Source organism: Pseudomonas sp. KU43P (assembly GCF_033095865.1).
Lineage (GTDB): Bacteria > Pseudomonadota > Gammaproteobacteria > Pseudomonadales > Pseudomonadaceae > Aquipseudomonas.
In genome coordinates, this window is sequence record NZ_AP019365.1 from 313,723 (window position 1) to 337,792 (window position 24,070).

General features: G+C 62.4%; 17 protein-coding genes. 15 read left to right on the forward strand and 2 right to left on the reverse strand.

Features of this window, described 5'->3' with window-relative positions:
• Positions 1–116: 116 nt before the first annotated feature.
• On the reverse strand, positions 117–2,336 hold the full coding sequence (locus KU43P_RS01500; protein WP_317660737.1) for a primosomal protein N': 2,220 nt from the start codon (positions 2,334–2,336) through the stop codon (positions 117–119).
• A 167-nt stretch (positions 2,337–2,503) separates the two neighbouring features.
• Here KU43P_RS01500 and rpmE point away from each other — a divergent pair, with 167 nt between their 5' ends.
• The 3 genes from rpmE to KU43P_RS01515 all read left to right on the forward strand — a co-directional run bounded on the left by rpmE (position 2,504) and on the right by KU43P_RS01515 (position 4,992).
• The gene (gene rpmE, locus KU43P_RS01505; protein WP_008092997.1) at positions 2,504–2,719 is read left to right on the forward strand and encodes a 50S ribosomal protein L31; all 216 of its coding nucleotides are present in this window, start codon (positions 2,504–2,506) and stop codon (positions 2,717–2,719) included.
• 2 nt (positions 2,720–2,721) lie between these two features.
• A complete protein-coding gene (locus tag KU43P_RS01510) occupies positions 2,722–3,543 on the forward strand; it encodes a thermonuclease family protein (protein WP_317660738.1) in 822 nt (273 codons plus the stop codon).
• Between the two features lie 180 nt (positions 3,544–3,723).
• Positions 3,724–4,992 carry a malic enzyme-like NAD(P)-binding protein gene (locus KU43P_RS01515; protein ID WP_317660739.1) on the forward strand — a complete coding sequence of 423 codons (1,269 nt, stop codon included), beginning with the start codon at positions 3,724–3,726 and terminating at the stop codon, positions 4,990–4,992.
• Positions 4,993–5,156: 164 nt separating this feature from the next.
• Here the strand turns inward: KU43P_RS01515 and KU43P_RS01520 are convergent, their stop codons facing one another.
• Positions 5,157–7,607 (reverse strand): penicillin-binding protein 1A, encoded by a 2,451-nt coding sequence (locus KU43P_RS01520; RefSeq protein WP_411567242.1) that lies wholly within the window; start codon positions 7,605–7,607, stop codon positions 5,157–5,159.
• Positions 7,608–7,789: 182 nt separating this feature from the next.
• Here KU43P_RS01520 and pilM point away from each other — a divergent pair, with 182 nt between their 5' ends.
• The 12 genes from pilM (at position 7,790) to gbpA (ending at position 24,011) form a co-directional block, all read left to right on the forward strand.
• Positions 7,790–8,647, forward strand: a complete 858-nt coding sequence (gene pilM, locus KU43P_RS01525; RefSeq protein ID WP_317660741.1) for a type IV pilus biogenesis protein PilM — start codon at positions 7,790–7,792, stop codon at positions 8,645–8,647.
• Complete coding sequence (locus tag KU43P_RS01530) at positions 8,644–9,180, forward strand: PilN domain-containing protein (RefSeq protein ID WP_317660742.1); 537 nt, start codon at positions 8,644–8,646, stop codon at positions 9,178–9,180. Before pilM ends, KU43P_RS01530 begins: the two co-directional genes overlap by 4 nt.
• On the forward strand, positions 9,177–9,680 hold the full coding sequence (gene pilO, locus KU43P_RS01535) for a type 4a pilus biogenesis protein PilO (RefSeq protein ID WP_317660743.1): 504 nt from the start codon (positions 9,177–9,179) through the stop codon (positions 9,678–9,680). The genes KU43P_RS01530 and pilO overlap by 4 nt, the downstream gene beginning before the upstream one ends.
• A 33-nt stretch (positions 9,681–9,713) precedes the next feature.
• Positions 9,714–10,172, forward strand: coding sequence for a pilus assembly protein PilP (locus KU43P_RS01540; RefSeq protein WP_317660744.1), 459 nt, complete (start codon positions 9,714–9,716; stop codon positions 10,170–10,172).
• Positions 10,126–11,370: a type IV pilus secretin PilQ gene (locus tag KU43P_RS01545; protein WP_317660745.1), complete on the forward strand. Its 1,245-nt coding sequence runs from the start codon at positions 10,126–10,128 to the stop codon at positions 11,368–11,370. The genes KU43P_RS01540 and KU43P_RS01545 overlap by 47 nt, the downstream gene beginning before the upstream one ends.
• 4 nt (positions 11,371–11,374) lie before the next feature.
• Complete coding sequence (gene aroK, locus KU43P_RS01550; RefSeq protein WP_317660746.1) at positions 11,375–11,893, forward strand: shikimate kinase AroK; 519 nt, start codon at positions 11,375–11,377, stop codon at positions 11,891–11,893.
• A gap of 94 nt (positions 11,894–11,987) precedes the next feature.
• A complete protein-coding gene (gene aroB / locus KU43P_RS01555) occupies positions 11,988–13,085 on the forward strand; it encodes a 3-dehydroquinate synthase (RefSeq protein WP_317660747.1) in 1,098 nt (365 codons plus the stop codon).
• A gap of 15 nt (positions 13,086–13,100) precedes the next feature.
• Positions 13,101–14,714, forward strand: coding sequence for an SPOR domain-containing protein (locus KU43P_RS01560; RefSeq protein ID WP_317660748.1), 1,614 nt, complete (start codon positions 13,101–13,103; stop codon positions 14,712–14,714).
• A gap of 373 nt (positions 14,715–15,087) precedes the next feature.
• A complete protein-coding gene (gltB, locus tag KU43P_RS01565) occupies positions 15,088–19,533 on the forward strand; it encodes a glutamate synthase large subunit (RefSeq protein WP_317660749.1) in 4,446 nt (1,481 codons plus the stop codon).
• A gap of 106 nt (positions 19,534–19,639) precedes the next feature.
• Entirely contained in the window at positions 19,640–21,058 is a 1,419-nt protein-coding gene (locus tag KU43P_RS01570; protein ID WP_317660750.1) for an FAD-dependent oxidoreductase, read from the forward strand.
• Positions 21,059–21,286: 228 nt separating this feature from the next.
• The gene (gene hemE / locus KU43P_RS01575) at positions 21,287–22,351 is read left to right on the forward strand and encodes a uroporphyrinogen decarboxylase (RefSeq protein WP_317660751.1); all 1,065 of its coding nucleotides are present in this window, start codon (positions 21,287–21,289) and stop codon (positions 22,349–22,351) included.
• 190 nt (positions 22,352–22,541) lie between these two features.
• Positions 22,542–24,011 (forward strand): N-acetylglucosamine-binding protein GbpA, encoded by a 1,470-nt coding sequence (gene gbpA / locus KU43P_RS01580; protein WP_317660752.1) that lies wholly within the window; start codon positions 22,542–22,544, stop codon positions 24,009–24,011.
• The last annotated feature ends 59 nt before the right edge of the window (positions 24,012–24,070 follow it).

Genomic DNA, 24,070 nt, shown 5'->3' on the forward strand with positions numbered 1-24,070 from the left:
TCCGTTGCTGGGGCCAGGTTGCCAACCTTTGAAGGCCCTATCGCCGGCAAGCCGGCTCCCACAGGTGGGGGTGCGCACCCGTGGGCGCCGGCTTGCCGGCGATAGGGCCAGTAGATTCAGTACAGGTCTACCGGATCCACATCCAGCGACCAGCGTACCTGGCGCCCGCTCGGCATCTGCTCCAACACTAGCAACCAGGCACTGATCAGTCGATGCAAGGGTGCCCGTGTATTGGCCTGGATCAACAGTTGCGCGCGGAAGCGTCCCGCCTTGCGCTCCATCGGAGCCGGTACCGGGCCCAACAGTTCAATGCCCGCCAGTTGTTGCTCGGCCACCAGGCGCTCCGCTGTGCTGCAGGCCTCGTCGAGAAAACCCTCTGCCTGGCCTGGCTTGTGCGCTTCGGCGCGCAGCAGGGCCAGGTGCGAGTAAGGCGGCAGGCCGGCTGCGCGGCGTTCGTCCAGGGCCTGTTCGGCGAAGGCGAAGTAGCCTTGCTCGGTCAACTGCACCAGCAACGGGTGGTCGGCCAGGTGGGTCTGGATGATCACCTTGCCGGGCTCCTCGGCACGGCCGGCGCGGCCGGCGACCTGGACGATGAGCTGGGCCATGCGCTCGCTGGCGCGGAAATCACCTGAGAACAGCCCTCCATCGGCATCAAGGATTGCCACCAGCGTTACCCGCGGGAAATGGTGCCCCTTGGCCAGCATCTGGGTGCCGACCAGGATGCTCGGCTGGCCGCGCTGGATGGTGCTGAACAAGTTCTGCATGGCGTCCTTGCGCGCCGTGCTGTCGCGGTCAATGCGCAGGATCGGGTAATCGGGGAACAGCACTTTCAAGCGTTCCTCGGCACGTTCGGTGCCGGCGCCGACCGGTCGCAAGTCCACGTGGTTGCACTTGGGGCACTGGTGCGGCAGGCGTTCGTCATAGCCGCAGTGGTGGCAGCGCAGCACACCGGAGCGTTGGTGCACCGTCATGCGCGCATCGCAACGCGGGCACTCGGACAGCCAGCCGCAGTCATGGCACAGCAAGGTGGGAGCGAAGCCGCGGCGGTTGAGGAACACGAGCACTTGCTGGCCGGCTTCCAGGGTAAGGCGGATGGCCTGCTGCAGCGGGCCACTGATGCCGCTGTCCAGCGGCAGGCTCTTCACGTCCAGGCGTAGCATGCGTGGTGGGCGTGCGCCACCGGCGCGCTGGTTCATGCGCAGCAGGCGATAACGGCCGGTCAGGGCGTTGTGCAGCGTTTCCAGTGAGGGAGTGGCGGAGCCAAGCAGGATCGGGATGTTTTCCTGATGTGCGCGCACCAGCGCCAAGTCGCGGGCGTGGTAACGCAGGCCCTCCTGCTGTTTATAGGAGCCGTCGTGTTCCTCGTCGATGATGATCAGACCTGGGTTCTTCATCGGCGTGAACAGCGCCGAGCGTGTGCCGATGATGATGTCGGCCTCGCCGTCGCGCGCTGCCAGCCAGGCATCGAGACGCTCGCGATCGTTCACCGCCGAGTGCAGCAGGGCGATGCGGGCATTGAAGCGCTGCTCGAAGCGCGCCAGGGTCTGCGGGCCGAGGTTGATCTCGGGAATCAGTACCAGTGCCTGCTTGCCGGCTTCGAGGGCCTCGCGGATGAGTTGCAGGTAGACCTCGGTCTTGCCGCTGCCGGTGACGCCTGCCAGGAGAAACGCGCCGAACTCGCCAAAGCCCTCGCGCACGGCGTCGAAGGCATCGCGCTGTTCTTCGTTGAGCGGCAGCTCCGGCTGGGCCAGCCAGTGTTCATGGCGCTCTGCCGGGCGCTGGCGGCGCACTTCCACCTGCACCAGCTCCTTGGCCAGCAGCAGGTCGAGGCTGTCCTTGTTCAGGTTGAGCTTGGCCAGCAGGCTATGGGCCACACCATGGGGGTGCTGGGCCAGGGTTTTCAGGGCGTCGCGTTGACGTGGGGCGCGGGCGATGCGCGGGTCTTCCAGGCGGGCACCGGGGGCAACGTGCCAGAAGCGCTCCTGGCGCATCTCGGCGGGCTCACCCTGGCGCAGCAGCGTGGGCAAGGCCCAGCTCAGGGTGTCGCCCAGGCTGTGCTGATAATACTGGGCTGTCCACAGGCACAGCTTGAAAAGGGCCGCAGGCACCGGCGTTACCGGGTCGAGCAGGGCAATGGCGGGCTTGAGCTTGTCGGCCGGCACTTCACTCTGCTCGCACACTTCCACCAGCACGCCGATCATCTCGCGGCGGCCGAACGGCACGCGGATCCGCATGCCCGGTACCAGGGCCTGGCGCGCCATGCTCGCCGGCGCTCGGTAGTCGAACAGGCGACGCAGAGGGGAGGGCAGGGCAAGGCGCAGGATGACGTCGGACACGCGGAAGGTCTCGCAGGGCGTTTCAAAGATGGGCGAGCCTAGCAGACGACGGTCGGTGCAAGCGACAACTTGCGCTGGCGTGACACTCTGGTAATATTCGCCGCCTAATTACGTGCGGTATTCAACAATTGGTGTTGGGTGGCGGCACGCAGCTCGAGGAAGTGACCATGAAAGCAGATATTCATCCGAACTACGAAGTAGTTGCAGTCACCTGCAGCTGCGGCAACAAGTTCGAAACTCGTTCGACCCTGGGCAACACCCTGGCGATCGACGTTTGCAACCTGTGCCACCCGTTCTACACCGGTAAGCAAAAAGTCCTGGACACCGGTGGTCGCGTACAGAAGTTCGCCGACCGCTTCGGCATGTTCGGTACCAAGAAGTAATCATGCGCATGGCGAATCCTTCGGGTTTCGCGTTGTTGCTGAAAAAGGCGCCCCTTGTGGGCGCTTTTTTTGTGGGCGCGATTTGGCAGCTGCCGGCGCTGGCTTTCTGCCCGCTACCGGACCGGCCGCAGCCGGTAGCCGTGCGCCAGGTGGTGGACGGCGATACCCTACGCCTGACCGATGGCCGCAGTGTGCGCATGATCGGCATCAACGCCCCGGAGATCGGTCGCAAGGGCCGAGCCAGCGAGCCTTATGCCGAAGCCGCCAAGCGGCGCCTGGAGGGGTTGGTCAAGGCCAGCGATGGGCGCGTCGCCTTGGTGCCGGGCAAGGAGGCCAAGGACAGGTATGGCCGCACCTTGGCGCATGTTTACGCGGGCAACGGTGACAATCTCGAAGCACGTTTGCTTAGCGAAGGGTTGGGTTATCGCGTTGCAGTTGCGCCCAATGTGAGCCTGGCGGGTTGCCAGCAAGCCGCCGAGCAGGCCGCGCGGCAGGCGGGCTTGGGCCTATGGCAGCGCACCCCGGTGCTGCGTGCTGCCGACGTGAAGCAGTCGGGCTTCGCGGTGATCGCGGGCAGGGTCGGCAGCATCGAACGCAATCGCGCCGGCATCTGGCTGGAACTGGACGCTGGCGTGGTGTTGCAGATACCCGCTCGTCTGCAACGCAACTTCCCCGCCAGCTTCTTCGATAACCTCAAGGGACGCCGTGTTGAAGCGCGTGGCTGGGTGCTGGATCGTTCCCGCAAGGGTGGGCTGAAGCCTGGGCAGCGACGCTGGCTGTTGCCGTTGACCGATCCAAGCATGCTGGAGCGCGTTCCAGGCTGAAAAGATGTAGACATTTCGCTATCGGATTGTACACACTGTCAATCCCAATGCCCCCGCGGGTTATAGCGTAAAGTCGTAGGCTAAAGGCCTTGACACAAGTGACCGACCAGTCTTGTGGCTCCCCGGCTCTTTGCGTATCCTCGGCGGTCCGTCAGAACAGTAAATAGCGGAATGCCCACCATGTCAGACCTGAAAACCGCCGCTCTCGAATATCACGCTCAACCTCGTCCGGGGAAACTGAGCGTCGAGCTCTCCAAGCCCACCGCCACCGCCCGTGACCTCGCCCTGGCCTACAGCCCAGGTGTTGCCGAGCCCGTGCGCGAAATCGGCCGTGATCCAGAGCTGGCTTACAAATACACCGGCAAGGGCAACCTGGTTGCGGTGATTTCCGATGGTACCGCCATCCTCGGTCTGGGTGACCTCGGCCCACTGGCCTCCAAGCCGGTCATGGAAGGCAAGGGCGTTCTGTTCAAGCGTTTCGCAGGTATCGATGTGTTCGACATCGAAGTCGAATCTGAAAGCCCGCAGGCGTTCATCGACACCGTACGCCGCATCTCCATCACCTTCGGTGGCATCAACCTCGAAGACATCAAGGCACCTGAGTGCTTCGAGATCGAGCGCACTCTGATCGAGCAGTGCGACATTCCGGTCTTCCACGATGACCAGCACGGCACCGCGATCGTTACCGCGGCCGGCATGATCAACGCCCTGGAAATCGCTGGCAAGAAACTGGAAGACGCCAAGATCGTCTGCCTGGGCGCCGGCGCTGCCGCCATCTCCTGCATGAAGCTGCTGGTGAGCATGGGTGCCAAGGTCGAGAACATCTTCATGATCGACCGCAGCGGCGTGATCCACGCTGGCCGCGACGACCTGAACCAGTACAAGGCCCAGTTCGCCCACGCTACCGACAAGCGCACCCTGGCCGATGCCCTGAACGGTGCCGATGTGTTCGTTGGCCTGTCCGGCCCGAACCTGCTGAGCCCGGAAGGCCTGAAGTCGATGGCTGCCAACCCGATCGTGTTCGCCTGCTCGAACCCGGACCCGGAAATCAAGCCGGAACTGGCGCACGAAACGCGCAGCGACGTGATCATGGCTACCGGTCGTTCCGACTATCCGAACCAGGTCAACAACGTGCTGGGCTTCCCGTTCATCTTCCGTGGTGCCCTGGACGTTCGCGCCAAGCGCATCAACGAAGAGATGAAAATCGCGGCCGCCATCGCCCTGAAAGACCTGGCCAAGCTGCCGGTGCCGAAGGAAGTGTGCGACGCCTACAACGTCCAGGCCCTGGAATTCGGTCGTGAGTACATCATTCCGAAGCCACTGGACCCACGCCTGATCACCGTCGTTTCCGACGCCGTGGCCAAGGCCGCCATCGAATCCGGTGTGGCTACCCTGCCGTATCCGAAGCACTACCCACTGAACAACGTGGACGAAGTGTTCAACGGCTGATTGCAGCTGTAGCGACGCAAAAAAGCCCCGACTCGTGAGAGTCGGGGCTTTTTGTTTGCCTGCCTTTTTGGAGTGCCGTACCGGCCCTTTCGCCGGCAAATACCGCGCGGCCCCCCACTGAGGGGGCTGGTTTGCCAGCGGTAGGGCTTACGCAGGCATCAATGTCAGAACAGATCCATCGGCGCTGCTTCATCCGCCGGCAACGGGCTGCCTGGTGCCGCGCCATTACCCAGCTCATCCACCGACGGTGGCGAGTCTTCGGCCTTGAACAGCTCGAAGTAGGCATTCGGCGTGCTAGGCGAGGCCGCACGGCCGCTGACCGGGTCCACACGCAGGCTGAGGATGCCTTCCGGCTCGGCCGGCGGGTGGTTTGGTTTGTCCTTGAGTGCCGCGCCCATGAAGCTCATCCAGATCGGCAGTGCCGCGGTGCCACCGTATTCGCGGCGGCCCAGTGTTTCCGGCTGGTCGAAGCCGACCCACACGGTGGTGACGTAGTCGGCGTTGTAGCCGGAGAACCAGGCGTCCTTGGACTCGTTGGTGGTGCCGGTCTTGCCCGCCAGGTCGGTACGACCCAGGGCCAGCGCACGGCGACCGGTACCGCGCTTAATCACGTCCTGGAGCATGCTGGTGAGGATGTAGGTGGTGCGGCCGTCGATGATCTGCTCGGCGGTGACAGGAACCTGCGGAGCAGGTGCGACCTGGCCAAAGGCCGAAGGGGCTTCGCCAGGCAGTGCCGCCGTGCTGATCGGTTGCTCCGGTGCAGCCAGGCCGGCGTGGTCTTCGCTGCCTTGCGGCACACGGGCAGGATTGGCGGTGAACAGGGTCTCGCCGTTGCGGCTTTCGATACGATCGATCAAGTACGGGTTGACCTTGTAGCCACCGTTGGCAAAGGTGCTCCAGCCCGTAGCGATCTCCATTGGGGTCAGGGTCGCGGTGCCCAGCGCGAGGGACAGGTTGCGCGGCAGATCCTGCTTGTTGAAGCCGAACTTGGCGATGTAGTCGATGGTCCGGTCCACGCCCATGGCCTGCAGCAGTCGGATCGACACCAGGTTGCGCGACTTGTACAACGCCTCGCGCATGCGGATCGGGCCAAGGAAGGTGTTGGTGTCATTCTTCGGCCGCCATACCTTGTCCAGGTACTCGTCCACGAACACGATCGGGGCATCGTTCACAAGGCTGGAAGCGGTATAGCCACTGTCCAGTGCGGCGCTGTAGATGAACGGTTTGAAGCTCGAGCCCGGCTGGCGCTTGGCCTGCATGGCGCGGTTGTAGTTGCTCTGCTCGAACGAGAAGCCGCCGACCAGGGCCCGAATGGCACCGTTGTAAGGGTCGAGCGTGACCAGCGCGCTCTGCGCCCCAGGCACCTGGCTGAACTTGAGCTTGCCGTCATCCAGGCGCTGCAGGCGCACCAGGTCGCCTATCTGGGCTACGTCAGCAGGGGATTGCGGTGCGCGGCCCTGGGAATTGCTGTTGATGAAAGGGCGGGCCCACTTCATGGTGTCCCAGGCCACATGTTCTTCTTCACCGCCACGGGTCAGCACCTTGATGCCGCTCTTGTCGACCAAAGTGACGATGGCCGGCTCCAGGCCGCCGAGGGTGCGCTGCTTGTTCAGCTCCTGCAACCAGGCCGCGTGGGTCTTGCCTGGGAAGCGTGCTTCCGGGCCGCGGTAGCCGTGGCGCTCATCGTAGTCGGAGAGGCCATTGAGAACGGCCTTGTTGGCCATGTCCTGCATGTCGCTCGGCACGGTCGTGGTTACGCGGAAACCTTCGGTGTAGGCATCGCTGCCATAGCGGCCGACCATTTCGGCGCGAGCCATTTCGGCGACATAGGGCGCGTTCACTTCCGGCGTCGGCACGTGATAGCTGGCATTCAGCGGCTCGGCCAAGGCGGCCTGGTAGCTGGCCTCGTCGATCTTGCCGAGCTTGTACATGCGGCCGAGGATCCAGTCGCGGCGCTCTTTCGCTCGCACCGGGTTGGCCAGCGGGTTGAAGCGCGAAGGCGCCTTCGGCAGGCCGGCGATCATCGCCATCTGTGCCAGGCTCACGTCTCGGATCGACTTGCCGTAGTAGACCTGCGCCGCTGCGTCGATGCCGTATGCGCGGTTACCCAGGTAGATCTTGTTGACGTAGAGCTCAAGGATTTCGTCCTTGGTCAGCTCGCGTTCGATCTGCAGGGCCAGGAGAATTTCGTTGGTCTTGCGCGAGAAGCTGCGCTCGCTGGTGAGGAAGAAGTTCTTCGCCACCTGCATGGTGATGGTGCTGCCGCCGGTCTGAATGTGGCCGGTTTTCACCAGTTGGGTCGCGGCACGCATCAGGCTGCTCGGGTCGACCCCATAGTGGTTGAGGAAGTTATCGTCCTCGGCCGACAGAAGCGCCTGGATGAATTGTGGGGGAATTTCCGCGAAGCGAATGGGCGAGCGGCGCATTTCGCCAAACTCGGCAATCAGCTTGCCGTCGCTGCTGTACACCCTCAGGGGGATCTGCAACTGGATGCTTCTGAGCGAATCGACCGACGGCAGGCTCGGGCTAAGATACAGAAACGCACCGCTCACACCGAGTACGAGCGCGCTAATGACTGCGACGAAAGACCACCAGAAGAACTTCAGCAGGCGTATCAAGGCTTTTGGGTGTCCAGTGTTGAGGGGTGAATTGCGCACGGGGCCGGCGGACGAAAAAACGCTGGGCATTATAAGCATTTTTCGCCTCGCCGGGTGACCGGCCAGGCGGCTCGCTGCACCGCCTGGCCGTCAGCGGCTGGCGATGATGCGGGTTTTCAGGCTGCAATGAGGAAACAGCGATGCTTGGACGCTGGGGCAAGGATGCCGGTTCACTGTTGGGGGTGGAAATGACTGCCGATTCCATCCACATGCTGCAGGTGCGCCGACGCAGAGGGCGCTACGAGCGGGTTGCCTGGGCGCGTGAGCCGTTCGAGCCGTTCGCCGCAGGCGACTGGCAGCAGGACGTTGCTCGGGTCGAGGCGGCCCTGCGTGACGCTTATCGACGCTGTGGCAGTCGCCAGCGACGGGTTGCGGTGGCACTGCCTGCCTCTCAGGTCATCTGCAAGTTGTGCCAGGTATCGGCAAGCCAGGCTGAAGCTGAGATGGAGGCGCAGCTGCTGACTGATGCAGACACCTTGTTCCCTTTTCCTCTGGACGATCTGGTCATTGATTTTCAGCCCATGGGTGCCTCGTTGGGGCGAGCGGGCTACAGGGACGTTCTGGTCGCTGCTTGTCGACAAAGTGCGTTGCAGCCGTTGGAGGCATTGTTCGAGGCCGTGGGGCTCGAGTTGGATACGGTGGAAGTCGACAGTATCGCTTTACGCCGATTGATGCCGCCGCAATGCACGCCTACAGCGGCGTTGCTGCATGTGGAGCCCGGTGCGGTAACGCTGCATGGCTGGTCACGAGAAGGGCTGCCACAGCGCCACGAAATGCATGCACACGCCTGTGCAGGGCAGCTTGGCAAGTTGCTGGAGGGCGGGCTGCAGCTGGATGAGCTGCTGGTTTGCGGCACCGCGCTGGCGGGGCACGACTGGCTAGCAGAGCTTGGCCAGCAACTGAGCGTGCCGTGCCGCATGCTGCCGCCGGTCGTAGGGCTCGACTGTGGCGAGAGCAGCCTGGCCTGCGCACTGGCGTTGGGAGGGCTGCGTCGATGATGCGCCTCAATCTGATGCCATGGCGTGAACGGCAACGCCTGGCAGCACTGCGGCGGCTGCGCCTGATGTTGCTTGGCAGCGCGATCCTGGCGCTCTGCGCGGTGCTGCTCATGGACCAATTGGCCCGTGATCGCGCACAGCGCCAGGCTGTCGGCAACGCTGCCCTGCAAGTCGCCGTGGCGGGGCTGGATGAGCAACTGGAGCAGTTCGAGCCGGTCAACCAGGCCTATGAGTCGGTGCGTGCGCAAATTGCAGCGGTGGCAGCCCTGCGTGCCGACCAAGGGATTGTGGTTAACCTGCTCGCTGATCTGGAGCGGGCGCTGCCGGAAGGCATTCAGCTGACAGAACTCAAGCTCGAACGCTCACGGCTGCACATTGGCGGCCTGGCTGCGTCTGGCGCGGTGGTGGCGCAATTCATGCGTGACCTCGAGCGCGCTGGCAGTCTGCTCGACCTGGAGCTCAAGCGCGTGCAAAGCACTGCAGGTGGCGAGGCGTTCCTGCTGGCCGCTCGGATGTCGGCGGATTGGTCGTGAAGCTGCTGAAGTGGCAGGCATTCGTCGAGCGCTGGCGGGGCACCTCATATGTGCTGGCAGTGATCACGGCATGTCTGGTCTTGGCGCTCGGCGCCCTGGTTCGCCTGCCTGCGTGGCGGCAAATTCAAGCAGTCGAACAGGCAAGGCAAGCGGCCTTGGCGCTCGAGCATGCCGCAAAGGCCGGGCAGGTGGTGGTGTTGAGGCAGCGCCAGGTAGCCCTGACCGAGGCTGAGCACCGTCTGCAGGATGTGCGTTGGCAGCTTGCGGCGGGCGGCGGTATGAGTGACCTGCTGGAGCAGTTGGCGGTATCAGGGCAGTCGTTGGGTCTGCAGTTCGAACACCTGGAGGTGCTTGAAGAGCTGATGCAAGCCGGCTATCGGCAAACGCCCATGAATATGCAGGTTGTCGGGCGATATTCGGCATTGCGCATGTGGCTTGACGACTGGCTTGGTCAGCTTCGGCTGCTGCGCGCCGAAGAAATGCATTGGCATGCCGCCTAAGACAGGCCCGGGTTTGTAAAGCTGCGTTTGAAAGTGAACGCCTACCAGGCCGATGCGCCTGTGCCGGAGCCTGCCTCGCTGGCGGATATACCCGCTCGGGCACGGGTGCAGATCGCAGCGTTCGACCCGTTTGCTGCCTGGGCGGGCCGCGCTTCTCGGGAGGGGCTCGGCAATGTTCCCTTGGCGCAACTGGTGATGGTAGGAAGTTTGTCGCGCAGAGGCGAGCATGAGGCGCTGCTGGAATCTGCCGGTCGGCTGTTTCGTGTAAGCCGCGGCCAGCGTCTTGGGCGCGACCAGGGTGTGGTGGAGCGTATCGACGAGCAGCAGGTGGAGGTGCGCGAGCGGCTATTCGTGGCCGGGGAGTGGCACGAGCGCACCACGTTCTTGGCGCTCAGGAAGGGCGTCGGCAGGGAGGCAAGTGCTGATGAAATGGCTGGCGATAGGGATGGCAGCGATGCTGATACCGGTTCACGGGCTGTCAGCCTCTTATAAGGGGGAGCCGGTTTCGTTGAATTTTCAGGATGTGGAGGTGCGCTCGGTGCTTCAGGTCCTGGCGGACTATGCGGGCATCAACCTGGTGGCCAGTGACCAGGTGCAAGGCAACATCACCCTGCGCTTGCAGGATGTGCCATGGGACCAAGCCTTGGCACTGGTGCTGCGCAGCAAAGGCCTGGTGCGGCGCGAAGAGGGCAACGTGCTGTTGGTGGCGCCTGCGGGTGAGCTGCACGAGCAATCTTTCGGCGATTCGTTCGGGCAGGCACTCGATGCTCAGTTACTGCCTTTGCGCAGGGAGCTGTTTGCGATTCATCACGCTGATGCCGCCGAGCTTGCGGAGGTATTGCTGGCAGCGCTGGCGGACGATGGCATCCTCGCGGGGCGCGGTAGCCTGAGCGTCGATGCGCGTACCAATACGCTGGTAGCGCACCAACCCGAGGAGCGGCTGGCCGAGTTGCGCCAACTGGTGGCGCAACTGGATGTGCCGGTGCGCCAGGTGGCAATCGAGGCGCGCATTGTCGAAGCCAATGTCGATTATGAAAAAAGCCTAGGCGTGCGTTGGGGTGGCGCCTTGCATGAAGAAGTCGCGCGTATGGGCAAGGATGTGTTCGTCGACCTTGGCGTGGAACGCTCCGGTTCAGCGGTAGGGTTGGGCCTGTTGCGGGGCGATGTATTGCTGGACCTTGAGCTCAGCGCCATGGAAAAGAGCGGCAATGGCGAGATCATTTCCCAGCCCAAGGTGGTTACCGCTGACAAGGAAACGGCGAGGATCCTCAAGGGAACGGAGGTGCCTTACCAGGAAACCAGCTTGAGCGGCGCTACCTCGGTTTCTTTCAGGGAGGCTTCGCTGTCGCTAGAAGTTACCCCGCAGATCACCCCGGACGGCAAGGTCATCATGACCGTCAAGGTGACCAAGGACGAGCCGGACTTCGTCAATGCCTTGAACGACGTGCCGCCGATTCGCAAGAACGAGGTCAACGCCAAGGTGCGTGTGGCCGACGGTGACACCATCGTCATTGGTGGCGTGTACTCGACCACGCAAAACAATGTGGTCGACAAGGTGCCATTTTTCGGCGATCTGCCGTATGTTGGGCGGCTGTTTCGACGCGATGCATTACAAGAGAAAAAATCCGAGCTGCTGGTCTTCCTGACTCCGCGTATCATGAGTGACCAGGCGATTGCTGTGAGTCGTTGATTCTGTGCGAAATTTGATACTTGTAGGGCCCATGGGCGCTGGAAAGAGCACCATCGGGCGCCTGTTGGCCAAAGAGCTGCGCCTGCTGTTCAAGGATTCCGACAAGGAAATTGAGCTGCGTACTGGCGCCAACATCCCGTGGATCTTCGATAAAGAAGGCGAGCCGGGCTTCCGCGACCGTGAGCAGGCGATGATCGCTGAGCTCTGCGCGCTTGATGGCGTGGTCGTGGCAACAGGTGGCGGCGCGGTGATGCGCCCGGAGAACCGCCAGGCGCTGTACGCTGGCGGGCGGGTCATCTACCTGCATGCTTCGGTGGAACAGCAGGTCGGGCGTACCGCGCGCGACCGCAACCGCCCATTGCTGCGCACCGCCAACCCGGAGGCGACCTTGCGTGCCCTACTGGAAGCACGCGATCCGCTCTACCGTGAGATCGCCGACCTGGTGGTGGAAACCGACGAGCGGCCGCCGCGCATGGTGGTGCTCGATATTCTGGAGCGCTTGCAGCAGTTGCCGCCCCGGTAAGCCGGGACTATTCTCGGCCAGCGCCGAGGCGAGGTTCAACGTTACCGCGTGGGTCGCTCAGCCGGCACCGCGCCCAAGTACATTGTGGGGATACATGCAGACACTAAAGGTCGACCTGGGCGAGCGCAGCTACCCGATCTACATTGGCGAAGGCCTGCTGGACCAACCTGAACTGCTGGCGCCGCACATCGCCGGGCGGCAGGTTGCCATCGTGTCCAATGAAACCGTCGCACCTCTGTATCTCGACCGCCTGAGCAAGACACTCGGTGCCTACTCGGTGCTGCCGGTGATTCTTCCGGATGGCGAGGCCCACAAGAACTGGCAGACCCTGCAACTCATCTTCGACGGGCTGCTCGGTGCACGTCATGATCGCCGTACCACCGTGGTCGCCCTGGGTGGCGGGGTGATCGGTGACATGGCCGGCTTCGCTGCGGCTTGCTATCAACGTGGTGTCGACTTCATCCAGGTGCCCACCACCCTGTTGTCCCAGGTCGACTCCTCGGTGGGCGGCAAGACGGGGATCAACCACCCGCTGGGCAAGAACATGGTCGGTGCGTTCTACCAGCCCAATGCGGTGCTGATCGACACTTCCAGCCTGAAGACGCTGCCCCAGCGCGAGCTGTCGGCAGGCCTGGCCGAAGTGATCAAGTATGGCCTGATCTGCGATGAGCCATTCCTCGGCTGGCTCGAAGACAACATGCAAGGGCTGCGTGCTCTGGAGCCTGTGGCCCTGACCGAAGCGATCCGTCGTTCGTGCGCGGCCAAGGCTGCTGTGGTTGGTGCCGATGAGCGCGAGTCCGGCGTGCGTGCGACCCTGAACCTCGGGCATACCTTTGGGCATGCCATCGAAACACACATGGGCTACGGTGTCTGGTTGCACGGCGAAGCCGTAGCAGCGGGCACGGTGATGGCCCTGGAGATGTCCATGCGCTTGGGTTGGATCGACCAGCCTGCGCGTGATCGTGCAATCCGCCTGCTGCAGGACGCAGGTTTGCCGGTGGTGCCACCACAGGAAATGACCCCGGCGCATTTCATGGAGCATATGGCGGTCGACAAGAAGGTGCTCGACGGTCGCCTGCGGCTGGTGCTGTTGCGCCAGCTCGGCGAGGCCGTGATTACCGACGACTATCCGAAAGAGATTCTTCAGGCCACGCTGTCGGCGGACTACCGCGCGATCGTGGCCCAGCTTTGAGGTTGTGACAGCGCAATGACCAGTTTGCATGCCGATGAGGCGTTTCTCGACCATTACCAGTTGAGCCACGATCCGTTCGCGCCGCGTGTGCCCGGCTTCAAGTTCTTTCCCGCCCAGCGCAAGCCTGTGCTCGGCCAGTTGCACCACCTGGCCCGTTACAGCCAGCTGATGCTGGTGGTCACAGGCCCTGTAGGCAGTGGCAAGACGCTGTTGCGCCAGGCCCTGGTGGCGAGCACCAACAAGCAGTCGGTGCTGAGCGTGGTGGTGTCCGCCCGTGGCGCCAGCGATGCTGCCAGTGTGTTGGGCCAGGTGGCTCAGTCGCTGGAAGTCGCCCAGCCCGAAGTCCAGGCGATTCTGTCCAAGGTGGTTCAGTTGGCCTTGACCGGACAGGAAGTCTATTTGCTGGTCGACGATGCGGAACAACTCGACGAGTCGGCACTCCAAGCGTTGCTGGAATTGGCGGCGGGTGTTCCGGAAGGGCGCCCGCACGTGTTCCTGTTCGGTGAGCCGTCGCTGATTGCCGGGTTGGATGAGATCCATGTCGAGGAAGAGCGTTTCCATGTCATCGAGCTCGCCCCCTACAGCGAGGAAGAGACCCGCGAGTACCTGGAGCAGCGCCTGGAAGGTGCCGGCCGGGGCATCGAGGTGTTCAGCCGTGAGCAGCTCGTCGATATCCATGAAAACTCCGACGGTTGGCCTGGCAACATCAACCAGGTCGCCCGCGATACTTTGATCGAAGCCATGATCGCCAGCCGTACCACGGCCAAGCGACCAGCCATGGGGTTCAAAATGCCTAAGAAACACGTGCTCGCGCTGTCTGCTGTCGTCGTGGTGGCCGTTGCTGCTGCGGTGCTCATGCCCAAGAAAGGCGACAAGGCCCCCGCCGAAGCGCCGACGGCCCAGGCTCAGCTGCCTCTGGGCGACGGCAAGTCCAACGGTGGTAACCCTGCCATCGAATTCTCCGGCTCATCGCAGCCGATGCCACTGCCGCTGGTTGGCCAATCGCAGCCAGTGATGCGAGAGCCGCTGGCCCAGGCCGCCGGCATGGGTGATGGCGAAGAAGGCGGCCCGGCTGACAATACTGCGCTGCAGCCAGGCAACCCGCCACCTACCGTGACCACCACCGCACCTCCACAAGGCGTGGCTGCCGGCCCGGCACCTACCATGGCCCAGTCGACACCTGTAGCGCCTGCCCAGCCGGTTGCCCCGACGCCCAAGCCTGTTGCAACTCAGCCTGCCAAGCCGGTTGCACCTGCCAAGCCGGCCCAGGCGCCGACTCAGGTCGCCGCAGCCAAGCCCGCTCCCAAGGCTGCCGAAAAAGCTACCACAGGCGGCACTGGCAACAGTGGCTGGTATGCCGGGCAGAAACCTGGCAATTATGTGGTACAGATCCTGGGTACCAGCTCCGAAGCGTCGGCCCAGGCCTTCGTCAAGGCGCAGGGTGGCGACTATCGCTACTTCAAGAAAAACCTGCAGGGCAAGCCGCTGTACGTCATCACCTACGGCAGCTTTGCCAACCGTGACGCAGCGGTCGCTGCAATCAAGAACTTGCCAGCGAAGGTCCAGGCTGGTAAACCTTGGCCACGTACCGTCGCCAGCGTCCAACAAGAGCTGGCCTCGGCCCGCTGATACCTTCCGGGCGGCAGCACCCCGCCGCCCAGTTGCTGAGCGAATACTGACTTTCGTCTAGCCTGCTGCGCCCGAGCGCGGCAGGCTTTTCTGTCCCAGACTGCCGGCCACAAGCCTTTCTTGCAGTCATGGCTGAAACGCTTCAGACTCGAGCTGATCCGCTATCACGGAATCTGGCGCAAAAACATTCAAAATAGCGACATAAATTTTCAATGGTGAGACATGAAAATTTGTGAGTATCGCTGTCGCTGTGCAACAATGGTTTTCCATGGCCACCGCAAAAAAGCTGGCATTTGATCGGCGTGGATGGTAAGTGGTTGTACTAAAAAGAGATTTACCTCCGTTGAGAGGTGAACCTGGTGAGAAAGTGTCTATGAAAACAGGTCTGTACCATCCCGAAGAATTCAAGGACAACTGTGGCTTTGGCCTGATCGCCCATATGACGGGCGAACCGAGCCACCACCTTCTGCAAACCGCCATGCAGGCACTGACCTGCATGACCCACCGCGGCGGTATTAACGCCGACGGCAAGACCGGTGACGGTTGCGGTCTGCTCATGCAGAAGCCCGATCAATTCCTGCGTGCCGTGGCCCAGGAGCACTTTGCCGTCGAGCTGCCCAAGCAGTACGCCGTCGGCATGGTGTTCTTCAACCAGGATCCGGTAAAAGCCGAAGCCGCGCGGGCCAACATGGACCGCGAAATTCTCGCTGCCGGCCTCACGCTGGTGGGCTGGCGCAAAGTCCCGATCGACACCAGCGTGCTGGGCCGCCTGGCGCTGGAGCGTCTGCCGCAGATCGAGCAGGTGTTCATCGGCGGCGAAGGCCTGAGCGATCAGGAATTTGCCATCAAGCTGTTCAGTGCTCGTCGCCGCTCGTCCGTGGCCAATGCCCACGACGCCGACCACTACATCTGCAGCTTCTCGCACAAGACCATCATCTATAAGGGCCTGATGATGCCGCGTGATCTCGCGGCCTTCTACCCGGACCTCGATGACGAGCGCCTGCAAACCGCAATCTGCGTGTTCCACCAGCGCTTCTCCACCAATACGCTGCCGAAATGGCCGCTGGCTCAGCCATTCCGCTTCCTCGCCCACAACGGCGAGATCAATACCATCACCGGCAACCGCAACTGGGCCATGGCCCGTCGCACCAAGTTCGCCAACGACCTGATCCCTGATCTGGAAGAGCTCGGCCCGCTGGTCAACCGCGTGGGCTCCGACTCCTCGAGCATGGACAACATGCTGGAGCTGATGGTCACCGGCGGCATCGACCTGTTCCGCGGCGTGCGCATGCTGGTACCACCAGCGTGGCAGAACGTCGAGACCATGGACGCCGACCTGCGCGCCTTCTACGAATACAACTCCATGCACATGGAGCCGTGGGACGGCCCGGCCGGTATCGTCATGACTGAAGGTCGCCACGCGGTATGCCTGCTCGACCGCAACGGTCTGCGCCCGGCACGCTGGGTCACCACCAAGAACGGTTATATCACCCTGGCTTCGGAAATCGGCGTCTGGGATTACAAGCCCGAAGACGTATTGGCCAAGGGCCGGGTCGGCCCGGGCCAGATCTTCGCGGTCGACACCGAGACCGGTCAGATCCTCGACACCGATGCCATCGATGACCGCCTCAAGTCGCGCCACCCGTACAAGCGCTGGCTGCGTCAGCACGCCTTGCGCATCCAGGCAACCCTGACCGATGACCAGGGCGCGGCCAGCTACGACGCCGACCAGCTCAAGCAATACATGAAGATGTTCCAGGTCACCTTCGAAGAGCGTGACCAGGTACTGCGCCCGCTCGGCGAGCAGGGCCAGGAAGCCGTGGGCTCGATGGGTGACGACACGCCGATGGCGGTGTTGTCCCAGCGTGTGCGTTCGCCTTACGACTTCTTCCGCCAGCAATTCGCCCAGGTCACCAACCCGCCGATCGACCCGCTGCGCGAAGCGATCGTCATGTCGTTGGAAATCTGCCTGGGTGCCGAACGCAACATCTTCCAGGAGTCTGCGGAGCATGCTTCGCGGGTGATCCTCAGCTCGCCGGTCATCTCGCCTGCCAAGTGGCGTTCGCTGATGAACCTGGAGCGCGAAGGCTTCGACCGCCAGCTCATCGACCTCAACTATGAAGAGGGCGTCGGCCTGGAAGCGGCCATCCGCAACATCGCCGACCAGGCCGAGGAAGCAGTACGCAGCGGCAAGACCCAGCTGGTGCTCAGTGACCGTTACATCGCTCCGGGCAAACTGCCGGTGCACGCTTCGCTGGCCGTCGGCGCGGTGCACCACCGCCTCACCGAGCAGGGCCTGCGCTGCGACAGCAACATCCTGGTGGAAACCGCCACTGCCCGTGACCCGCACCACTTCGCCGTGCTGCTGGGCTTCGGCGCCTCGGCCGTGTACCCGTACCTGGCCTATGAGGTGCTGGCCGACCTGATCCGCACCGGCGAAGTGCTGGGTGATCTGGACGAAGTCTTCAAGTACTACCGCAAGGGCATCTCCAAAGGCCTGCTGAAGATCCTGTCCAAGATGGGTATCTCCACCATCGCCTCGTACCGTGGCGCGCAGCTGTTCGAAGCCGTGGGCCTCGCCGAAGAAGTGGTCGGCCTGAGCTTCAAGGGCGTATCCAGCCGCATCAAGGGTGCACGCTTCGTCGACCTGGAAGGCGACCAGAAGCTGTTGGCGGCCGAAGCCTGGAGCGCGCGCAAGCCGATCCAGCAAGGTGGCCTGCTGAAGTTCGTCCACGGCGGCGAGTACCACGCTTACAACCCTGACGTGGTCAATACCCTGCAGGCCGCCGTGCAGCAGGGCGACTACGCCAAGTTCAAGGAATACACCACGCTGGTCGACCAGCGTCCGGTGTCGATGATTCGCGACCTGCTGAAAGTAAAAGTGGCCGAGCAGGCCCTGGCGCTGGATGAGATCGAGCCGTTGGAAGCGATCCTCAAGCGTTTCGACTCCGCCGGCATCTCGCTGGGCGCGCTGTCGCCAGAAGCCCACGAAGCGCTGGCCGAGGCCATGAACCGCCTGGGTGCGCGTTCCAACTCCGGTGAGGGCGGTGAAGACCCGTCGCGCTACGGCACCATCCGCAGCTCGAAGATCAAGCAGGTGGCCACCGGCCGCTTCGGCGTCACCCCGGAATATCTGGTCAACGCCGAAGTGCTGCAGATCAAGGTGGCCCAGGGTGCCAAGCCCGGCGAAGGCGGCCAGCTGCCAGGCGGCAAGGTCAACGGGCTGATCGCCAAGCTGCGCTATGCGGTGCCGGGTGTAACCCTGATCTCGCCGCCGCCGCACCACGACATCTACTCGATCGAAGACTTGGCCCAGCTGATCTACGACCTCAAGCAGGTCAATCCGCAGGCCCTGGTGTCGGTCAAGCTGGTCGCAGAAGCCGGTGTGGGTACCATCGCCGCTGGCGTGGCCAAGGCCTATGCCGACCTGATCACCATTTCCGGCTACGACGGCGGCACCGGCGCTTCGCCGCTGACCTCGATCAAGTATGCCGGCGCCCCGTGGGAGCTGGGTCTGGCCGAAACCCACCAAACCCTGCGTGGCAACGACCTGCGCGGCAAGGTGCGAGTGCAGACCGACGGTGGCCTGAAAACCGGCCTCGACGTGATCAAGGCCGCCATCCTCGGCGCCGAGAGCTTCGGCTTCGGCACCGCGCCGATGATCGCCCTGGGTTGCAAGTACCTGCGCATCTGCCACCTGAACAACTGCGCCACCGGCGTGGCCACCCAGAACGACAAGCTGCGCAAGGATCACTACATCGGCACCGTCGACATGGTGATCAACTTCTTCACCTTCGTCGCCGAAGAAACCCGTGAGTGGCTGGCCAAGCTGGGTGTACGCAGCCTGGGCGAGCTGATCGGCCGTACCGATCTTCTCGAGGTACTGCCAGGCGACACCGAGCGCCAGCAATATCTGGACCTGACGCCGCTGCTGGGCAGCTCGCACATCCCGGCCGATAAGCCGCAGTTCTGCGAAGTCGACAAGAACCCGCCGTTCGACAAGGGCGAGTTGGCCGAGAAAATGGTTGAAATGGCCCTGCCGGCCATCCGTGACCAGGCCGGTGGCGAGTTCGCGCTCGACATCTGCAACTGCGACCGTTCCATTGGCGCCCGTATCTCTGGCGAAATCGCCAAGCTGTACGGTAACCAGGGCATGGCCGACAAGCCGGTCACCTTCCGCTTCAAGGGCACTGCCGGCCAGAGCTTCGGCGTGTGGAACGCCGGTGGCCTGAACCTGCACCTGGAAGGCGACGCCAACGACTACGTCGGCAAGGGCATGACCGGTGGCAAGGTCACCATCGTGCCGCCTGCTGGTAGCCCGTTCAAAACCCAGCTCAGCGCCATCGTCGGCAACACCTGCCTGTATGGCGCCACGGGCGGCAAGCTGTTCGCCGCCGGCACCGCGGGCGAGCGCTTCGCTGTGCGTAACTCCGGGGCCCACGCCATTGTCGAGGGTACTGGCGATCACTGCTGTGAATACATGACCGGTGGCTTTGTCTGCGTCCTGGGCAAGACCGGTTACAACTTCGGTTCTGGCATGACTGGCGGCTTCGCCTACGTGCTCGACATGGACAACACCTTCGTCGACAAACTCAACCACGAGCTGGTGGAAATCCAGCGCATCAGTGGTGAGGCGATGGAGGCCTACCGCAGCCACTTGGCGCGCGTCCTTGCCGAGTATGTGGAAGAGACTGGCAGCGAGTGGGGGCGTGAGCTCTCGGAGAACCTGGACGACTACGTGCGGCGCTTCTGGCTGGTCAAGCCGAAAGCGGCCAACCTCAAGCAACTGCTGTCCAGCACCCGTGCCAACCCGCAGTAACAACAGCTGCAAGTGACGGCCCTGTACGCGGGGCCCGTCGTGCTCAAGTGATCGTCTTGCAGCTTGCAGCCTGAGGCTGGCAACTGCGGTAAAGAGGTTTTGAAAAATGGCTGAACGTCTGAACAACGACTTCCAGTTCATCGAAGTGGGCCGCAAGGACCCGAAGAAGAAGCTCCTGCGCCAGCGCAAGAAGGAGTTCGTGGAAATCTACGAACCCTTCAAGCCGCAGCAGTCCGTGGAGCAGGCACACCGTTGCCTGGGCTGTGGCAACCCGTACTGCGAGTGGAAGTGCCCGGTGCACAACTTCATCCCAAACTGGCTGAAGCTGGTTTCCGAGGGCAACATCCTGGCTGCTGCGGAGCTTTCGCATCAGACCAACACCCTGCCGGAAGTGTGCGGCCGCGTGTGCCCGCAGGATCGTTTGTGCGAGGGCGCCTGCACCCTGAATGACGGTTTCGGTGCAGTGACCATCGGCTCGGTGGAGAAGTACATCACCGATACCGCATTCGCCATGGGCTGGCGCCCGGACATGTCCAAGGTCAAGCCAACTGGCAAGCGCGTGGCAATCATCGGTGCCGGCCCGGCGGGCCTGGGCTGTGCCGACGTGCTGGTGCGGGCCGGCGTGACCCCGGTGGTGTTCGACCGCAATCCCGAGATTGGCGGCCTGCTGACTTTCGGTATCCCCGAGTTCAAGCTGGAAAAGACCGTGTTGAGCAATCGCCGCGAAGTCTTCACCGGCATGGGCATCGAGTTCCGCCTGAACACCGAGGTAGGCAAGGACATCACCCTGGAGCAGCTGCTCGCCGAGTACGACGCAGTATTCATGGGTATGGGTACCTACACCTACATGAAGGGCGGCTTCCCAGGGGAAGACCTGCCGGGCGTGCATGACGCGCTGGACTTCCTTATCGCCAACGTTAACCGCAACCTGGGCTTCGAGAAGTCGCCGGAAGATTTCGTCGACATGCAGGGCAAGAAAGTGGTGGTACTGGGCGGTGGCGACACCGCGATGGACTGCAACCGCACCTCGATCCGCCAGGGCGCCAAGTCGGTGACCTGTGCCTATCGCCGTGATGAAGCCAACATGCCGGGTTCGCGCAAAGAGGTGAAGAACGCCAAGGAAGAGGGCGTGAAGTTCCTCTACAACCGTCAGCCGATCGCCATCGTGGGCGAAGACAAGGTCGAAGGCGTGAAGGTGGTCGAGACCCGTCTCGGCGAGCCGGATGCCCGTGGCCGTCGCAGCCCCGAGCCGATCCCAGGCTCTGAAGAGATCCTGCCGGCCGATGCCGTGGTGATCGCCTTCGGCTTCCGTCCAAGCCCGGCCCCCTGGTTCGAGCAGCATGGCATCCAGATGGACAGCCAGGGCCGCGTGGTAGCGCCGGAGAAGGGCAAGTTCAAGCACCAGACCAGCAACCCGAAAGTGTTTGCCGGTGGCGATATGGTGCGCGGTTCTGACCTGGTGGTGACCGCCATTTTCGAAGGACGTACCGCTGCCGAAGGCATCCTGGACTATCTGGAAGTCTGATTTTGGCTGAACCGGCCCCATCGGCGGCAAGCCGGCTCCCACAGGTTCTGTGCGGTACTTGTGGGAGCCGGCTTGCCGGCGATGAGGCCCTCAGCAACAACCTGCCACCCCGAGTTGTATACAAAATCGCTTGATCCAACGCATCCAATAGACAAAACGCATGGTCTCATCCGTGCCTTTTGCGCTGGCGTCTGAGAAAATGCCCGCACTTTTTTGCCGGATGCCGACATGACTGCCCTGAAGAACGACCGTTTCCTGCGTGCACTGCTCAAGCAACCCGTAGACGTCACCCCGGTGTGGATGATGCGCCAGGCTGGCCGCTATCTGCCGGAGTACCGCGCCAGCCGCGCCAAGGCCGGCGACTTCATGAGCTTGTGCATGAACCCGCAGTTCGCCTGCGAGGTCACCCTGCAGCCGCTGGACCGCTATCCGCTGGATGCGGCGATCCTGTTCTCGGACATCCTCACCATTCCTGACGCCATGGGCCTTGGCCTGTACTTCGAAACCGGCGAAGGCCCGCGTTTCAAGAAAGTCATCAGCACGCCAGCCGACATCGAGGCTTTGCCGATTCCCGATCCGCAGAAAGACCTCGGATATGTGATGGACGCCGTCAGCACCATTCGCCGCGAGCTCAACGGTCGCGTACCGCTCATCGGTTTCTCCGGTAGCCCTTGGACGCTGGCCACCTACATGGTTGAAGGCGGCTCGTCCAAGGACTTCCGCAAGACCAAGGCGATGGCCTATGACAACCCACAAGCCCTGCACCTGCTGCTGGACAAGCTGGCCCAGTCGGTCACCAGCTACCTGAACGGCCAGATTCTCGCCGGTGCCCAGGCCGTGCAGATCTTCGACACCTGGGGCGGCAACTTGTCGGCGGCGGCCTACCAGGAGTTCTCCCTGGCCTACATGCGCAAGATCGTCAGTGGCCTGATCCGCGAGCACGAAGGCCGCAAGGTGCCGGTGATCCTGTTCACCAAGAACGGCGGCCTGTGGCTGGAAAGCATCGCCGAAGCCGGTGCGGATGCGCTGGGTCTGGACTGGACCTGCGAGATCGGCGATGCCCGCCGCCGTGTCGGTGACAAGGTGGCGCTGCAAGGCAACATGGACCCGACGGTGCTGTACGCCAAGCCAGAAGCCATCCGCCACGAAGTGGCACGCATTCTGGCCAGCTATGGCAAAGGCACTGGCCACGTATTCAACCTGGGGCATGGTATTACTCCCGAAGTCGACCCGGAACACGCGGGTGTGTTCATCAATGCGGTCCATGAGCTTTCAGCGCAATATCATCAGTAAGCTTTTCAGCACAAGAAAACCGGCCCAGAGCCGGTTTTTTTCAAACTCGCCCTATTCCTCGTCAACTTCTGATTTCACCTACTTAGTTGCTTTGCATACCTCCTTATTGTCTCGGGGTTCCTGTCAGGCGGCTCAATGACGTGTCGTCGAGCCTCTAGATCTACCACCAGAGATGCAGTTGGAGGTATTTATGAGTTTGAATGGAGTATTCAGCAAGCGGCTGTTAGGCAGCAGCGTCTGGCTGGCCATTGCAGGTGCAGGGCTACATACGCAATTGGCCAACGCTCATGGCTACACCAGTGAACCGCCCTCGCGGGCCTACGCGTGCAGGTTGGGGCTAAATACTGGCTGTGGTCAGCCGATGTATGAACCGAATTCTGTTGGTGAGGCTCCGAAAGGCTTTCCTTCCGCAGGCCCCGCTGATGGCAAGCTAGCCAGTGGCGGCGTCAGGCAGGATTTTGCCTTGCTTGATGAACAAACGGCCAATCGCTGGCATTTGACTTCAATCAAAGGTGGAGCCATCGCATTCGACTGGTACTACAGCGAAGGGCATAACACTACCGGTTGGGAGTACTTCATCACTAAAGCGGGTTGGAACCCTAACGCTGCGTTGAGCCGTGAAGCATTCGAATCCACGCCATTCTGCAAAGTGGACGGGCACGGCAAGCCGGCTCGCGGTGAGGGCGTACCTACCAATGGACCGGCACCCGAAAAACATCGCTGTACACTGCCGGCTGACCGTGTTGGTCACCATGTGATTCTTGGCATCTGGACTATCTCCAACACTCCTGCAGCGTTCTACAACGTCATGGACGTGGATATCCAGGCTGACGGCGGTGATCCGCAATGGCCTCAAGTCGGTTCCATCACGCCTCACAATGACCTGCAGGCAGGTGACAAGGTCAAGGCGCGAGCTTTCATTTCCGGCGTGGAAAGTGAGCCGCACAGCGTCACGGTGAGCATCGACAGTGCGAATGAAGGTATTGGTGCCAACTGGTCGTACAAACTCGCCCAGCGCATCAACGAAACCCAATCTCAGATCAAGTCGGGCCAGCGTGATGAGAAGGGTAATATTCAGCCGGTACATGGCTCTAACCTGATCTTTGCCAACGTCGACAGTGGTGTGACCAACTACCAACTGGATATCGACAGCAAGCCGGGCGATGACGCGTACCTGCACCTGCATGACCTGAAAGCCGACTACACCCTGACTGACGGCAAGGGCAGCGTTGATTTCACCCTAATGACCAACCGCAAACTGCAGGTTACCTCGAAGTTGTTCGACGCGAACAACAACCAGGTTGGCCATGTACGTCAGCAGGTTGAGGTCGGCACAGCGCCTGTCGCGCTGGAAGCGAACAGCTCCGCTGGTAAACATCTACTCAAAGTAGTCGGTGTGGACAAGCAAGGCCGCGAAATGCTGCAGCAAGAGCGCGAAGTTCTGTTGCTGGAAGGCGGTGACGCGCAATACGACTTCGTGTACCCACAGTCGATGGCCGCTTACAAAGAAGGCACGCGGGTGCTGCAGGGCAAGACCGGTGAGGTCTTCGAGTGCATGCCATTCCCTGCTGAGGGCTGGTGCCGCATTTACTCCGAGAATGCCAACAACTACGAGCCGGGTGTTGGTAGCAACTGGCAGGACGCCTGGATCAAGCGCTGATTGAGTGCGCTGGCGCCATGCTTGAGTGGTGCCAGCCTCTTGGTGGATTCTTTGTATGC

Bases quoted from the DNA above. Each gene is read 5' to 3' on its own strand.
- rpmE (WP_008092997.1), top strand. From the start codon at position 2,504: ATGAAAGCAGATATTCATCCGAACTACGAAGTAGTTGCAGTCACCTGC.
- KU43P_RS01510 (WP_317660738.1), top strand. From the start codon at position 2,722: ATGCGCATGGCGAATCCTTCGGGTTTCGCGTTGTTGCTGAAAAAGGCG.
- KU43P_RS01515 (WP_317660739.1), top strand. From the start codon at position 3,724: ATGTCAGACCTGAAAACCGCCGCTCTCGAATATCACGCTCAACCTCGT.
- pilM (WP_317660741.1), top strand. From the start codon at position 7,790: ATGCTTGGACGCTGGGGCAAGGATGCCGGTTCACTGTTGGGGGTGGAA.
- KU43P_RS01530 (WP_317660742.1), top strand. From the start codon at position 8,644: ATGATGCGCCTCAATCTGATGCCATGGCGTGAACGGCAACGCCTGGCA.
- KU43P_RS01545 (WP_317660745.1), top strand. From the start codon at position 10,126: ATGGCAGCGATGCTGATACCGGTTCACGGGCTGTCAGCCTCTTATAAG.
- aroB (WP_317660747.1), top strand. From the start codon at position 11,988: ATGCAGACACTAAAGGTCGACCTGGGCGAGCGCAGCTACCCGATCTAC.
- KU43P_RS01560 (WP_317660748.1), top strand. From the start codon at position 13,101: ATGACCAGTTTGCATGCCGATGAGGCGTTTCTCGACCATTACCAGTTG.
- gltB (WP_317660749.1), top strand. From the start codon at position 15,088: ATGAAAACAGGTCTGTACCATCCCGAAGAATTCAAGGACAACTGTGGC.
- KU43P_RS01570 (WP_317660750.1), top strand. From the start codon at position 19,640: ATGGCTGAACGTCTGAACAACGACTTCCAGTTCATCGAAGTGGGCCGC.
- hemE (WP_317660751.1), top strand. From the start codon at position 21,287: ATGACTGCCCTGAAGAACGACCGTTTCCTGCGTGCACTGCTCAAGCAA.
- gbpA (WP_317660752.1), top strand. From the start codon at position 22,542: ATGAGTTTGAATGGAGTATTCAGCAAGCGGCTGTTAGGCAGCAGCGTC.